Source organism: Dokdonia sp. 4H-3-7-5 (genome assembly GCF_000212355.1).
GTDB lineage: Bacteria > Bacteroidota > Bacteroidia > Flavobacteriales > Flavobacteriaceae > Dokdonia.
In genome coordinates, this window is record NC_015496.1 from 1594570 (window position 1) to 1609435 (window position 14866).

The 14866-nt window shown below is 40.1% G+C and carries 11 protein-coding genes; 3 read left to right on the forward strand and 8 right to left on the reverse strand.

From position 1 onward, the window contains the following. The first annotated feature begins 211 nt into the window (after positions 1 to 211). Both KRODI_RS07075 and pbpC read left to right on the forward strand, forming a co-directional pair. Positions 212 to 5788: an alpha-2-macroglobulin family protein gene (locus KRODI_RS07075; RefSeq protein WP_013750907.1), complete on the forward strand. Its 5577-nt coding sequence runs from the start codon at positions 212 to 214 to the stop codon at positions 5786 to 5788. Between the two features lie 2 nt (positions 5789 to 5790). Further along, positions 5791 to 8160, forward strand: coding sequence for a penicillin-binding protein 1C (pbpC, locus tag KRODI_RS07080; protein WP_013750908.1), 2370 nt, complete (start codon positions 5791 to 5793; stop codon positions 8158 to 8160). A gap of 3 nt (positions 8161 to 8163) precedes the next feature. Here pbpC and KRODI_RS07085 read toward each other — a convergent pair whose 3' ends face one another. From KRODI_RS07085 to KRODI_RS07105, 5 genes are read right to left on the reverse strand one after another with little or no spacing between them, the layout of a single operon-like run. Continuing rightward, positions 8164 to 8646 (reverse strand): YciI family protein, encoded by a 483-nt coding sequence (locus tag KRODI_RS07085; protein WP_013750909.1) that lies wholly within the window; start codon positions 8644 to 8646, stop codon positions 8164 to 8166. Between the two features lies 1 nt (position 8647). Further along, on the reverse strand, positions 8648 to 9115 hold the full coding sequence (locus KRODI_RS07090) for a CYTH domain-containing protein (RefSeq protein WP_013750910.1): 468 nt from the start codon (positions 9113 to 9115) through the stop codon (positions 8648 to 8650). A gap of 23 nt (positions 9116 to 9138) precedes the next feature. Next, positions 9139 to 9516 carry a VOC family protein gene (locus tag KRODI_RS07095; RefSeq protein ID WP_013750911.1) on the reverse strand — a complete coding sequence of 126 codons (378 nt, stop codon included), beginning with the start codon at positions 9514 to 9516 and terminating at the stop codon, positions 9139 to 9141. Positions 9517 to 9521: 5 nt separating this feature from the next. After that, positions 9522 to 9890, reverse strand: coding sequence for a VOC family protein (locus tag KRODI_RS07100; RefSeq protein ID WP_013750912.1), 369 nt, complete (start codon positions 9888 to 9890; stop codon positions 9522 to 9524). After that, on the reverse strand, positions 9874 to 10542 hold the full coding sequence (locus KRODI_RS07105) for an NAD(P)H-binding protein (protein ID WP_013750913.1): 669 nt from the start codon (positions 10540 to 10542) through the stop codon (positions 9874 to 9876). The genes KRODI_RS07100 and KRODI_RS07105 overlap by 17 nt, the downstream gene beginning before the upstream one ends. Positions 10543 to 10599: 57 nt before the next feature. Here KRODI_RS07105 and dinB point away from each other — a divergent pair, with 57 nt between their 5' ends. Next, positions 10600 to 11712 (forward strand): DNA polymerase IV, encoded by a 1113-nt coding sequence (gene dinB, locus KRODI_RS07110; protein WP_013750914.1) that lies wholly within the window; start codon positions 10600 to 10602, stop codon positions 11710 to 11712. On the opposite strand, the gene KRODI_RS07115 is transcribed toward dinB, so the two are convergent. The 3 genes from KRODI_RS07115 to KRODI_RS07125 all read right to left on the reverse strand — a co-directional run bounded on the left by KRODI_RS07115 (position 11709) and on the right by KRODI_RS07125 (position 14788). Next, entirely contained in the window at positions 11709 to 12143 is a 435-nt protein-coding gene (locus tag KRODI_RS07115; protein WP_013750915.1) for a YybH family protein, read from the reverse strand. The two genes, dinB and KRODI_RS07115, sit on opposite strands and share 4 nt — an antisense overlap. Positions 12144 to 12195: 52 nt before the next feature. Beyond that, the gene (locus KRODI_RS07120; protein ID WP_013750916.1) at positions 12196 to 13299 is read right to left on the reverse strand and encodes a DUF4407 domain-containing protein; all 1104 of its coding nucleotides are present in this window, start codon (positions 13297 to 13299) and stop codon (positions 12196 to 12198) included. A gap of 211 nt (positions 13300 to 13510) precedes the next feature. Further along, on the reverse strand, positions 13511 to 14788 hold the full coding sequence (locus KRODI_RS07125) for a mechanosensitive ion channel family protein (protein ID WP_013750917.1): 1278 nt from the start codon (positions 14786 to 14788) through the stop codon (positions 13511 to 13513). Positions 14789 to 14866 lie beyond the last annotated feature (78 nt).

Here is a 14866-nt window from a genome sequence, read left to right on the forward strand (position 1 = left end):
ACTCCCAAAAGTTAACACGCTTATACTACACGTTTTAACATTCCCGTTCAACAAATAACCACACTACCTGAATCTAAATTCAATCAGTTACTAATTTGCTTAAAATCTGCTGCCTTTTGGTATACATTTGAGCACCCAAAATTTGAGGAATAACCTGTTTGTTTATCAATAAGTAACCCTTAGTTTTGGATACCTAACACCATCACAATCAATGCTTAAAAACCATCTGCTCACCGTCATTACCTTGTTCTTATTTGCCATTTCTTGCGATAAAACTCCAGCACCTACAGATAATTTATTTAAGTACAAGGATTACATCTCGTACACTACAGAAGGTAGGCAGTCTGTAAAGAACCCTATACGAGTAGAGCTAGCAAAAGCGCTCTCACAGTTTGAGTTGGATCAAGAATTACCGGATAATATACTTAAGATAAGCCCTAGTGTTGCAGGTAAATTAAGCATACGTAACCAGCGATTGCTAGAGTTTGTGCCTAGTGAACCACTGGCACCAAATACCGAGTACGAGGTGACTGTATTGTTAGATAAACTCTATGATGATCTAGAAAAAGGGATGGATGAATTTCACTTTTCTTTTAAGACCATCACGCCAGATTTTAAAGTGAACCTGCGTGCATTACAATCATATAGTAAAGAATATAACTATCTAGAAGGACAGATAGAGGGGAGTGATGATATCGCTTTCGCGAAAGCGCAACAACTCATACATGCTACACAAAATGGAAACGCATTATCTATCAAATGGTTTAGCCAAGATGCTTATGCTAGATTTCATTCCTTTAGAATAGACAGTATCTCAAGAGCTGAAGAGGACTCGAAAATTGAAATATCGTGGAATGGTAAAGCGATAGGAGCAAAAGAAACTAAAGGAGTAAATACCGTAGAAATCCCAGGTCGTAATAACTTTAAAATTATAGGGATCGATCAAACTAGAGGAGCAAATGCGTCACTGGCAATTAACTTTTCTGACCCTATACAAGACAAGCAAAACTTTGCCGGACTGGTAACTATCCAGCAAGGTGGTAATCTTCGTTTTGAGGTAAATGGTAATGTACTTACCGTATATCCAGAGACTAAAATTGTAGGAAATGCACTGGTTGAGGTTTTTGAAGGTATTAAAAGCACAGATGGATATAGGCTTAAAGAGCAGTTTCAAGAATCAATAAGTTTTGAGCAGGTAAAACCTGCTGTGCGCGCTATAACTAACGGGGTGATTTTACCTAATTCAGCAAGTACTCCTTTTTATTTTGAAGCCGTAAGCTTGAGTCACGTAGATGTAAGGATCATCAAGATTTTTGAAAACAATGTGTTACAGTTTTTACAAGATGGACAACTCAATGATGTAAGTACCTATAACTTAAAAAGAGTAGGTCGCAGGATAGCAAAGAAAACCATACAAATAGCAAATAAAGAATACCTAGATAATGGGCAGTGGAAAGCTCATGGTATTGATCTCTCTACGGTATTTAAGGCAGATCCTGGAGCACTATATCGTATAGAGATAAGTTATAAGCCAGCATACGCAATCTTTGAATGTACAGATGATACATCTACCGCTGTAGATGATGATAGCTATGATGATTATTACTATGAAGAAGATTATTATAACAACTCAAACACAGAAGCAGAAAGTGCAGATGAAGACACAAGAGAGGAGCAATACTGGGATAACCGTATTTATAGATGGCGTAAGCAAGTATATAACTGGGAGCAAGAAGATAATCCTTGCCACCCTGCTTATTATCAAGAAGGGAGGTTTATAAATAGTAATTTATTAGGATCAGATTTAGGAATCATTGTAAAGAAAGGAAAAGACAATTCTTACCTCTTTGCAGCGGCAGATATTATTACAACTACCCCAGAAGCAAATACAAAAATCACACTTTATAATTATCAAAAGCAAGCAATAGCAAAGGTGACTACAGATGCGACGGGTATTGCAAATGTAACTCCTGATGGTCATGCAGTTTTTGCCGTAGCAGTAAAGGATAATAATTATGCATATTTAAAACTAGAAGATGGGCATAGTTTGTCTATGAGTAAGTTTGATATTTCTGGAAACCAACTAGAAAAAGGACTAAAAGGATTTACGTATTTAGAACGCGGTGTGCATCGTCCTGGAGATACCATACATCTTACATTTACACTAGACGATAAAGTAAATCCGCTACCTGAGGATCATCCAGTAAAACTGGAAGTTACAGATCCTAGAGGGAAGTTAATGTACAGAAAAGTACTCGCTGGAAATACAGATGCACAGTCCTTAAATAATTTTTATCATTTCCCTGTACCAACAACACAAACGGCTCCTACCGGAAATTATAATGCAACCATCTCTGTAGGTGGAGCAACATTTTATAAGTCTCTTAAAGTAGAAACTATAAAGCCTAACCGGCTCAAGGTTAATTTAGAATTTAAGGATGAAATACTAGATGCCAGTGGTAGTATAGAAGGTACTGCAACCGTAAAATGGCTCCACGGAGCACCAGCACGCAATCTCAAAATTGTAAGTGACGCTACCATCCGCAGTTCAAATAGCGGTTTCAAGAAGTTTCCTAAATATAATTTTTATGATCCTATCCGTCGTTTTGATGAGGTAGAAATTAATGTGCTAGACGGTAAACTAGACAATGAGGGAAGTACTAAAATCAATAAGAAACTAGAACTCAGTAAGCGCGCTCCAGGAATGCTTAAAGCTACGTTTGTAACAAAGGGCTATGAAGGTGGTGGTGATTTTTCACTAGATGTCGTTAGTAAAGATGTGTCGCCTTTTGAGCATTTTGTGGGCTTACGTTCACCAGAAAGTAGAGCCTATGGCAGCTACTATACAGATGAGAATACAACATTTGATCTTGCGACAACAGATGCACAAGGAAATCCAGCGCGCAATCGGAAGCTAGAAGTAAAAGTCTTTAAAATGGAATGGCGCTGGTGGTGGAACCGTAATAACGATAATTACTCAAGCTATGAGACAGGCACTGTGCACACGCCCGTGCAGAACTTCACAGTTACTTCTGGAGCAAATGGAAAAACGAGTTTTAATGTGAACATTTCAGAAAAAGAAAGCGGTCGTTATCTCATTAGAATTTTAGACCCAGAGAGTGGTCACGCCACGGGACGCATAGCATATTTCTATAGAAACTGGAGTGGTTTACAAAGTGATCCAGAGAGTGCAAAGATGCTCGTGTTTTCTGCAGATAAAGAGAAGTATAATGTGGGAGAAAAAGCCATTATTAAATTCCCGTCATCGTCTGCAGGAAGAGCGCTTGTAAGTATTGAAAATGGTACGAGCGTACTAGAAACATACTGGGTAGATGCGGTTAAAGGAGAAACGGAAGTACGTATTCCTGTTACCTCAGAGATGGCGCCTAATGTGTATGTAAACATTGCTTTATTGCAACCTCATGAACAGTCGGCAAATGATTTGCCTATCAGGTTATACGGTGTGATTCCGTTGCTTGTGGAGGATGTTAATACGGTGTTACAACCACAAATATCCATGCCAGATGTTCTTAAACCAGAGGAGAATTATACGATAAAGGTAAGTGAGAAAAATAGCAAAGCAATGACTTATACCATTGCTGTGGTAGATGACGGTTTGCTGGATCTTACGAGATTTCAAACGCCAGAAATTCACAAGCATTTTTATAGTAGGGAAGCGCTCGGAGTAAAGTCGTTTGACATGTATGATTATGTAATCGGTGCATACTCGGGTAGTGTAGATAATATTTATGCAATAGGTGGAGGTGATGCAGGAAGTGCTGCCAAAAACCGAAAAGCAGAACGTTTTAAACCCGTTGTTACCTTTTTAGGTCCTTTTGCTTTAAGCGAAAATGAAACGAAATCACATACTATAAAAATGCCAAATTATGTAGGCTCTGTACGTGCGATGGTGATTGCTGGAGATGCCACAAAAAGCGCCTACGGTAAATCGGACAAAACGGTGGCTGTGCGTAAACCATTGATGGTGCTAGGTTCGCTTCCGCGAAAATTATCTCCGGGAGAGCACGTGACTTTACCCGTTACCGTGTTTGCCATGGAAAGTAAAATCAAGCAGGCTAAGATTACGATAAAAACTTCTGAAGCTTTTAAAGCGTCTAACGGGAATGTGAAAACGGTAAATTTCACGCAAGTGGGAGAAAAAATAGTGCCGTTTGAGTTTGATATGCAAGCCGCAACAGGAGTGCAAACCGTACAGATTATTGTAGAAGGTCACGGAGAGCGTGCAACCTATGAAGTAGAAATCGACGTAGAAAATCCAAATCCTATCACGCAACAAGTAACCGATTACGAATTAGACCCTAGCAGTAATCTTACTATTGATTATGAGACGTATGGTGTAGCAGGAACAAATGAAAGCGCTTTAGAGTTTTCGACATTACCACCTATGGATTTTACAAAGCGTATGCAATATCTGATACGCTATCCACACGGTTGTGTAGAGCAAACTACGTCTGGCGTATTTCCGCAATTATTCTTGAGTGATATTTTTGATCTGACTTATGAGCAAAAAGCCGAGTCACAAGAACATATCAAAAACGGAATTATCCGTTTAGGAAGATTCCAGAACGCAGATGGAGGTCTTGGTTACTGGCAAGGAGAATCTCAAGCAGATCTATGGGGAACCACCTATGCTGGACACTTTATGATAGAAGCCCAGAAAAAGGGATATGCATTACCGCTCACTTTTATGAATAACTGGTTACGTTTTCAGAAAAAGGAGGCTCGTGAGTGGAGATCTGGACAACAAAGTTATAATGCAACGCTAGTACAAGCATATGGCTTATACACGCTCGCACTTGCGGGACAACCCGACCTTGCAGCGATGAACCGTCTTCGTGAGAATACAAATTTAAGTAATGAAGCAACCTGGAGGCTTGCGGGAGCTTATGCACTAGCAGGTCAAGACAAAGTAGCTGGCCAACTTGCCGCTAGGGCAAATATTGATTTTACTCCTAAAAAGTATGACTACCATACCTATGGCTCGGTATATCGCAACAGAGCAATGGCGCTTGAGACGATGGTGCTTCTTAATGATAGCAAGCAAAAAGAGCTTGCTATCAGTATAGCCAAAACGCTAGCTTCAGACAGGTGGTTAAGTACTCAAGAAACCAGTTATGCACTGCTGGCTATGGCAAAAATGGTTGTAAAGAACGGAGGTAAAGCAATGCAGTTCTCTTATATAAAAGATGGAAAAGAGTATAGTGTAGATACACAACAAGCTATCGCTCTACGTGACATAAAAACGCAGGACGGAACAAATAAAATCGTTATAAAAAATGCTAAAAATAGTACCGTGTTCATACGCCTTGTTCAAAGTGGTAAGTTACCATTAGGCAAAGAGCTTGTAGATCAAAAAAAACTACAGGTTAAAACAACCTTTTATAACCTCGCAGGTGAAGTGATGTCTATCAATAATCTCCAGCAAGGAGAAGAGTTTACAGCAAAAATTACAGTAAGTAATAACAGTCGCGACTATGTAGATAATATTGCGCTCACACAAATCTTTCCAAGCGGGTGGGAAATTGTAAACACACGCTTTACAGATGCACAAGGCGGTACAGAAGGCAGCGCACGCTACACAGACATAAGAGATGATAGAGTCAACTTTTATTTTGATATGAGTAAAGCCAGCACAAAAACGTTTACAGTACGTCTCAATGCAAGTTACTTAGGTAGGTATTACTTGCCGGGCACTCAGGTAGAAGCAATGTATGATGCAAATTATTATGCAAGAAACAAAGGTAATTGGGTATTGATTGAGAAGTAGTAATGACCAGAACATCCATCATACAGTTTTTAAAATCTCACAAAGTCAAGCTCATTATATTGGCGGGATTTTTTATGTATTGGTTGTTCTCTTTGCCTTCACCATTGTTTGAAGATCCGCATGCAACAGTGGTGGAGAGTGCAGAAGGTGAATTGCTGGGTGCGCGTATTGCGGGTGATGGGCAGTGGCGTTTTCCTGCACTAGACAGCGTTCCTGTAAAGTTTGAGAAGTGTATTCTTCTTTTTGAAGATGAGTATTTTTATACGCATCCTGGGTTTAATCCCGTGGCTATGGGGAAGGCCATCTGGGGAAATATTACAACAGATAAACGTCGTGGTGGCAGCACCATTACGCAACAAGTAATTAGACTTTCTAGAAAAGGAACAGAACGTTCTTACATGGAAAAGCTAGTCGAACTTATAAAGGCTACAAGGCTCGAAGCTGGATATGCTAAAGAGGAGATTCTTAATATGTATGCGACCTACGCGCCTTTCGGGGGTAATGTGGTAGGATTAGAGACTGCCGCTTGGCGATATTTTGGACTTCCGGCAGATCGTTTGAGCTGGGGGCAGATGGCAGCTTTAGCTGTTTTGCCTAACAATCCTAGTATGGTGCGACCGGGTAAAAATGAGGTAACGCTTTCGCGAAAGCGTAATGAGCTCCTTAAAAAACTCTGGAAAACTGGGGAAATAGATGAGACAACCTATGAGTTGTCACTCCTTGAAAAACTCCCAGGAAAACCCTATCCATTACCACAACTAGCACCACATCTAGTAGAGCGAGTAAAGCAAGAATCTGAGGGAAAGCGCATCCAGACCACTATAAAAGCACCACTGCAACGTTCATTAAATAGACTGGCAAAAGAGCATTACGGACAGTTAAAGCAGAATGAGATTTACAACCTTGCCATGGTTGTGATAGATGTAAATACGAAGGAAGTAGTGGGTTATGTGGGAAACGCACCTACAGATGCTGCACATCAAAAGGATGTTGATATAGTAACAAAGTCACGAAGCACTGGAAGCACGCTGAAACCTTTTTTATATGCCGGAATGCTAGACGAAGGCATGCTCTTGCCTAAAACGCTGGTGGCAGATATTCCCACGAGTATTAATAATTACCAGCCACAAAACTTTAATAATGAATACAGTGGCGCAGTAGCTGCAGATGTTGCTTTAGCTCGATCGCTTAATGTTCCTGCTGTGCGTTTGCTACGACAATACGGTCTCGATAAATTCTATGGTAATCTTAAGGAAATGAACCTAGGCGGAATTAATAAACCGGCTTCTCATTATGGACTGGCTATGATACTAGGCGGAGCAGAGAGTAGCCTGTTTGAGTTGACAAAAACCTATGCAGGAATGGCAAACACACTGCATACATTTAATAAGTCCAGTAGTAAGTACTCAGCGTCTTCATTTGAGGAGTATACGTTGCGCAAACTTTGTGCTACCTGTGATAAGAAAGAGGAGAATTTACACAGTGAGCCAAGTGTCTTTTCTGCAGGAGCAATATATAATACGTTAGAAACTTTACGTACGGTAAATAGGCCTAATGGGGAGGAGAACTGGCAGTTTTATGAAGATGCGCAGCCCATAGCTTGGAAAACTGGAACAAGTTTTGGTTTCAAAGATGCATGGGCAGTTGGGGTTACACCTCAGTATGCCATAGGTGTTTGGGTAGGAAATGCAGATGGAGAAGGAAGACCAGGCATCACGGGTATTCAAGCAGCGGCTCCATTGTTTTTTGATATACTTCGTAGCTTACCCATGAGCGGTAATTGGTTTGACACGCCTTATGATGCTCTTGCCGAAATAAACGTATGCACAAAAAGCGGAATGAAAGCGAGCGTCTATTGCCCGCTTACAGAAAGTATTCTGGCTCCTGTTGCTGGAGAACATAGTGCTGCCTGTCCATATCATAAACAGGTATATGTAGATTATAGTGAGACCTATCGCGTTAATTCTGATTGTTATGAACTAGATAAAATGAAGTCTAAAAATTACTTTGCGTTACCGGCCTCGTTAGCTTTTTATTATTCAGGAAAGCATCCAGATTACAAAGAGTTACCAACTTACCTCCCCAATTGCGGATTCTCAGGAGAGCAACCCATGGTTTTTATATATCCCAAAAATAATGAAGGCGTTATTTTACCTAAAAATTTTGATTCGGAAATAAATGATGTGGTGCTTAAAGTAGCTCATCGCAATCCAGAGACGAAGCTCTTCTGGTATTTAGACAATAACTTTATAGGCAGTACAGAAGTTTTTCATGAACTAGCCATTGCACCAGAAGTAGGAACCTATGTGCTAACCGTAGTAGATGCTCAGGGTAATGAACTCAAGAAGCAAATTGAGGTTTCTAGAGGGTAATGTTTATCTCAAAGCAAAGCCTTTTCCAGCCCAAAGCGGTTTTATATCTACCACTAGTCGGCCACTTTGTACTGCGGGATCTAAGCGTACTAGACTATCTGCTGTAGCAAGGTTTGGGACATTGTAAATTGTAATTCCTTGGGTCACCCCTAAGCTATCTTCTAGAGGTCCAGATATATCCGCATAGCCTAACTCGTACATACGACCTAGATGTGCGCGGTGTCCTTTCTGAATCTTTGTAGCTTCTTCCTCATCCTGTGATCTATTAGGTCCTGTATTGAGGAAAGCTAAAAAATACTTTTGCATAATTACCGTGTCCTGAATATCATCATCGTAGTAATTGAATATCTCATATCCATTGGCTTTGAGATCTGCAATTTGTTTCGCTTTACTAGGTGGGGCGCTGATAGCGCTGGTGTTTGTCTCAACCTTAGATTGACAACTTAATAGTAGTACGAGTGCTAAGAAAGTGAATGTAATTTTCATATTACCAATTTTTAAAAGGATTCTTAGATAGCTGCGAGTTGTAATATTTGTTATCTCCTGTCACTTCTTGACCTATCCATTCTGGTGTTGTAAAATTTTCTTCTTCAGAGTTAAGTTCGATTTCGGCGATGGTTAGTCCTTCGTTTTCTCCATAAAATTCGTCTATTTCCCAAGTGTGATTACCTGCAGTATACTCGTAACGTGTCTTATCTATAACTCCGGGAAGACACAGTGATAGAAGTGTTTGCGCCTTGTCTACTGCGATTTCTTCTTCTACTTCTACACGGGTAGTACCGCTATCGTTTGATTTTCCTTTAATCGTAAGAAAGCCTTTCTCGCCTTTAATTCGCACTCTTACAGTTCGCTCAGGATCTGTGCTTAGATATCCTTGAGTAATGCGAGTTGCCTTTTGAGCAACTTCTTTATAAGCCGCTGAGGTTACTAGGAATTTTCGTTCTATTTCTAACATAATGTTGCTGTTATATCTAGCCTTTAGTTAATGCGCCACGGCGGATTTTTGCGATTATCACCAGCGTAGTAAAGAATAATTTGATTTCCATCTGGATCCTTAAGTCTTGCCTCTCGCCACAACCACGACTGGTCTGTGGGCAATAGGTCAAAAGTAACATTCTTCCCTTGTAATCGTGACACTTCTTGGTCTAAACGCTCTGTTTCAAAATATACCGTTACTCCAGCACCTGCAGGTAGCTCATCTACAAGATGTATAGAAAACGTAGCATTTCCCTCTGTGCACTCAAAGCGTGCATAATGTGGCAAGGCTTTTACAATGAGACGCAATCCTAGTTGCTCATAAAAAGCAATGGAAGTTTCAAGATCTAGTGACGGTACGGTGATTTGGTTGAGGTTCATAGCATTTATTTTTGCCAGGGAGTTACGGTCGTAGGAGTGTCCTTTTGGTAAAGCACTACATTATTACCATCGGGATCTTGTAGTGTTAAGTCCTTTCCACCCCAGTCTCTGTATATGGTGGGGATGAGTACGCTTTCGCGAAAGCGTAATTCAAACACCTCAATACCGTCTGTTTCAAAGTAAACGGTTACGGGTTGTTCTGGAAGTTTGGGATTATAATAAGCTGTAAAAATGACTTCGTGCTCCTTGTTTTCAAAATGTGCGTGATGCTGAGGCTCGTGCTCAATAAGTCCCATACCAATGCCTGTATAAAACGCAATCGCCGCTTTAAGGTCTTGGGAGGGGACGGTGATGTGGTTAAACGTAGTAGGCACTGCTTAATTCTTTAATCTCAATATTTGTGATGTCTGTGTGGGTTACTGTTTGTTTTGCAAGTTGTGCCATAGCTCTAGCAATATCTTTTGCTTGTGTAGACTTCCACTTTTTGAGCGGTCCCACCATAAAGAAGTCCATAACGGCCATCATCATTTTGAGAGTTTTCTCGCCTTTGCGAGCGTCATCTGGGCGACCATTTATAAAAGCAGGTTTAAGAATGTACGTGTTCTCAATTCCTACCTTACTCAAGTCGCGCTCCATCTCACCTTTTGTACGAACATAGAAAAACGGACTCTTAGCCGAAGTTCCCGCCGAAGAAATGACCATATAACTTGTTATCCCGTGTTGCTTTGCTAGTTGTGCCGTTTCAATCGGGATGCCGTAGTCTATAGCGCGATACTTATCTCTATCTGGCGTTTGGGCTTTCGTTGTGCCTATGCAGCAAAAAACAACATCACCTGTAAATTGCTCCTTGAAGGTGCTTGTGTCTAATAAATCACAAATAATCTCTTCCACTTTCTCGTGTGTAAAAGAGGTGGGCCGCCTTGTAAAGATTTTCACTTTAGAAAATGCTGGGTCTTTTATGAGTAACTCTGTTAAAAGTCCGCCAGTAAGACCTGTGGCGCCGAGTATGATTGCTGTTTTAGACATACTCAAAGTTACGATTTATAGTACAAAACCTTCTGAGTACTTTGTAACTTGCATACAATGTCTGAGCTGCCTATAAAAAAGATAATTCACGTAGATATGGATGCATTTTATGCATCTGTAGAGCAGCTGGACAACCCAGATTTACGAGGTAAAGCTATTGCTGTAGGTGGCGGTGGTGAGCGTGGTGTGGTAAGTGCAGCGAGTTATGAGGCTCGTAAATATGGCGTGCGGTCTGCTATGGCGGGTGCGCTTGCGCGAAAACTGTGTCCCGACCTCATATTTGTAAAGACTAACTTTGAACGATACCGAGAGGTCTCTGCTCAGATACGCTCCGTTTTTCACGAGTTTACAGATCTTGTAGAACCCTTATCACTAGATGAAGCCTACCTAGATGTTACCGAAAACAAAGTAGGAATGCCTAGCGCAACCGTTATTGCCTCGTGGATACGACAACGCATAAAAGAAAAAACAGGGCTAAATGCCAGCGCAGGAATAAGCATCAATAAGTTTATTGCAAAAGTTGCCAGTGACATTAATAAACCCAATGGCCAGAAAACCATACCACCAGAGGAGGTAATCACCTTTCTTGAGGAACTAGACATCAGAAAGTTTTACGGCATAGGAAAAAAGACTGCCGAAAAGATGTACTTGCATGGCATCTTTACAGGCATGGATATGAAGATGAAATCTAAGGAATATCTGAGTGACAACTTTGGAAAGAGTGGAGCTTACTACTATGATATCGTACGTGGCATCCAGTATAGTGAGGTGCGTCCTAACCGCATAAGAAAATCACTAGCTGCCGAGCGCACCTTTTCTGAAAACATCACCTCAGAGATTTTTATGCTAGAAAAACTTGATATTATCGCAGAGGAGGTAGAGAAGCGTCTCGCTAAAAGTCAAGTCGCAGGGAAGACTATTACCCTAAAAATTAAGTACTCAGACTTTACATTACAAACTCGGTCTAAAACACTAGAGCTCTATGTGCGGTCAAAGGAAATTATTTTAGAAACTGCAAAGGATTTGCTTTATCAAGAGAAAATGAAAAATAGTGTGCGTCTCTTAGGAATTTCTTTATCTAATCTTAATACCGAAGACCGTAAAAAGAAGGATGCAGAAAAGGCTGTAAAAGAAGAAGAGATTGATGTGCAAATGCGCTTTACTTTCTAGCAAGACATATCTGCTACAATTTTCCAGGCGCCGTTTATACGCTTAAAGATGATGATAAAAACGCCGTCTGCATTACCTACTTTACGTTTAAGATGATATTCTCCCATCACATAGTAAGCGTTTTCTTCTATGAGTGTCATATCATTTATCACAAATTGCAACTCACCTGTGTGATCTAGTGTAGGATATCCTTTTTTATAATTTGCTAGTGTGTTTTCCCACCCATAAGTAAGGCCTTTACTTCCATAAAACTTTAAGGAATCACTCTTCCAGTAGCCTTGCATAAAAGCTTCTAGATCTCCCTTTGACCAGGCTTCTTGTTGTGCTCTTAACACATCGGTAATGGCTGTCTTATCTTGAGCAACTGTAGGTTGTTGCTGGCAGTTTATTAATAAGAAACTAGCAAGCAGGAGCGTGATAACGATTTTCATAATAAGCCTATTTCCTATAAAGATACATTATAGCCCATAGGACTAAATGTGACTATCCTAAAATTTTAGTCTGCCGCCTGTAAAAGGCATCTTGCTGTCGTTTTAAAATCTCTTTTGCCATCTTTTTCTTGTAGTTGTAAAGCTCTTCATCTTGAGCGATGTCTGTATACACGCGATCATTTACAATATGATCTGTCTCTGTAAGGATCTTGCGTTGTAATGCTTTTTGTGCGCTCCATTCTTTTATGGTGAGTTCGTGATCTGCGAGCTTGATATCATACTCACCCATAGGCGAGATAAGCTTAGAAAATATGGGAGCTGTCTCTATCGCAAGAAAGAGTAAGAAAATAAACAACGAGGGTAACCACGGTAATTCTTTCATCGCATCTATGCGCGCCATTAATCCGTCAAAGTTATTTATAATGGGCTGACTCGTACTTACAGCAGTGTTGAACTCATCGCGCAGTTGTATTTTTTGCGCTTCGGCCTGTGCTATTTGTTCCGCATTTGTCGCTTTTAGAGTAGTAAGTTCTGCAAGAGCTGCATCGTGTTTGTCGCGTTTTTCTTGATAGACTGGGCCTTTGCCTAGTAATTCTGTGCCGGCAGTACCTTCTGCCTCGTCTATGTAGATTTCATATAGGTTATTTACTTCTGTTTCTTTGGAAGTGATTTCTTGTTTTGCGGCAGCTATTTGGTCATCCAGTTTATTGATTTCTGGAGTGTACTGCGCGAGTATTTCGCCTTGATTTTGAACGGTAAACTCATTTTTTTGACTAAGCATCACGCGGTCTATCTCTTTCTCAAATATTTTAAGCTCTAAGGGTTTTGAAATCACCACAGCAATAATTACCGCGAGAATAAGGCGGGGTATTGCCATCCCAAATTCTTTCCACCAGTTGTTTCGCTTTTTGAGTGTAGAAACAATAAAACGGTCTAGATTAAAAATAACTAGTCCCCACAATAAGCCAAAAAGTATGGCTCTATACACATTATCAAAAACGGTAAAAAGCGCATAGGTTGCTGCGATGGTGGCTAATACGGCTGTAAAAAATACGGTAGCTCCTATGCCAGCATATTTATTCTTCTCTCCGCGAGAGCAGGTGTCTAAAACGTCACGATCTGCACCAGAGCAGAGAATAAAAAAGGATTGAATCATAATACGGTTCGTTTAGTTACAGTCGCTGGGTGATTGAGGTCCAGCAAGATGATTGATGATGTGTATGGTGTATAGAACGATGTTTTGACAACTTTTCGTATGTGTTAATTTTTAGGGTATCGCATACGAGTGCCAACCTCTACGTTATAGAGACTGTATAAATTATAAAATGTTGCAGTTTTTTTCTTTTACGCTTTCGTGAAAGCGTACCTTACTCAAAATCTGAAGAGTCAATAAATTTTGGAGAGTTGTCACCACTTGGATATTCAAAAAGTTCTAAATCAAAATAAGATACTGCAGCTAGGAAATGATCAAAGAGATCTGCCATGATATACTCATAATTTTCCCACTTTTTATCTTTACTAAAACAGTACACCTCGAGAGGAACACCCTGAGCAGTAGGAGCAAGCTGGCGACACATAAGAAGCATCTCCTTGTTAATGGCGCTGTGATTTTGGATATAAGTTTCCATGTACTTACGGAAGAGCCCTATATTAGTAAGGTTTACACCATTGATTTGTAAAGAGCGATCAATATCATCATCTGCATTGAGCCTGTCCAGCTTATCTTGCATGTTTGTCAAATAACTAGAAACTAAACCAATCTTTTTGAGTCTCTCTATATCATCATTAGATAAAAATTTGATACTGTCCTGCTTGATTAATAGAGATCTTTTAATACGACGTCCAGGGCTATCTGTCATTCCTCTCCAGTTCTTAAAGGAATCTGAAATAAGAGAGTAGGTAGGGATTGTAGTAATGGTCATGTCAAAGTTTTGCACTTTTACAGTAGAAAGATTGATTTCAATCACATCACCATCTGCGCCAAATTTTTCAAAAGTAATCCAGTCACCTATGCGCACCATATCATTAATGGCAACCTGAATACTAGCTACAAAACCAAGAATGGTATCCTTAAAAATAAGGAGAATAATAGCAGATGCCGCTCCAAAAGTTCCTAAGGCAGCACCTATAGAAACATCCGTAAGTAAACTTATGGCATAGAAAATCATAAGAATCCATGCGATAATCATGAAGACTTGAATGTAACTATCTATAGGCTTATCCCTAAGACCGGGAACGGTTTTAAAATAATCTCGTAAAGTATGCAGAAACGCACGAATGATACGCAAGGCAAGTATAATACCCACCAGAGTGAGTAGGGTAGAGAATAAACGTTGAATCTCTGGAAAGTCTCCTAATACGATAGGCATAAAGCCTAACATGAGATAGAGCGGTAAAATATGAGCTAACCTGCGAGGGACTCTATTTTCAATAAGAAGATCATCAAAATTAGTTTTTGACCCTTTTGAAAAGCGGTAAGCGATGGTCCTCAATACCTTGCGAAAAAGCCTGTCAACTAATAAAACTAAAATAACAAGGAGAACACCTAAAACGAGAGCATTCAGATATTTAGCAATATCATCAGATATTCCCCAGACTACAAAATAGTCGTAAAAAAAACAGCTTAATTCCTTTTTATAATCCATTGCCGCAAAGCTACATATATCTGTATTAATGGCTTTGCTATTGGCTTTGTTTTAAGAAACAAGCTGTGCGAAGTATAG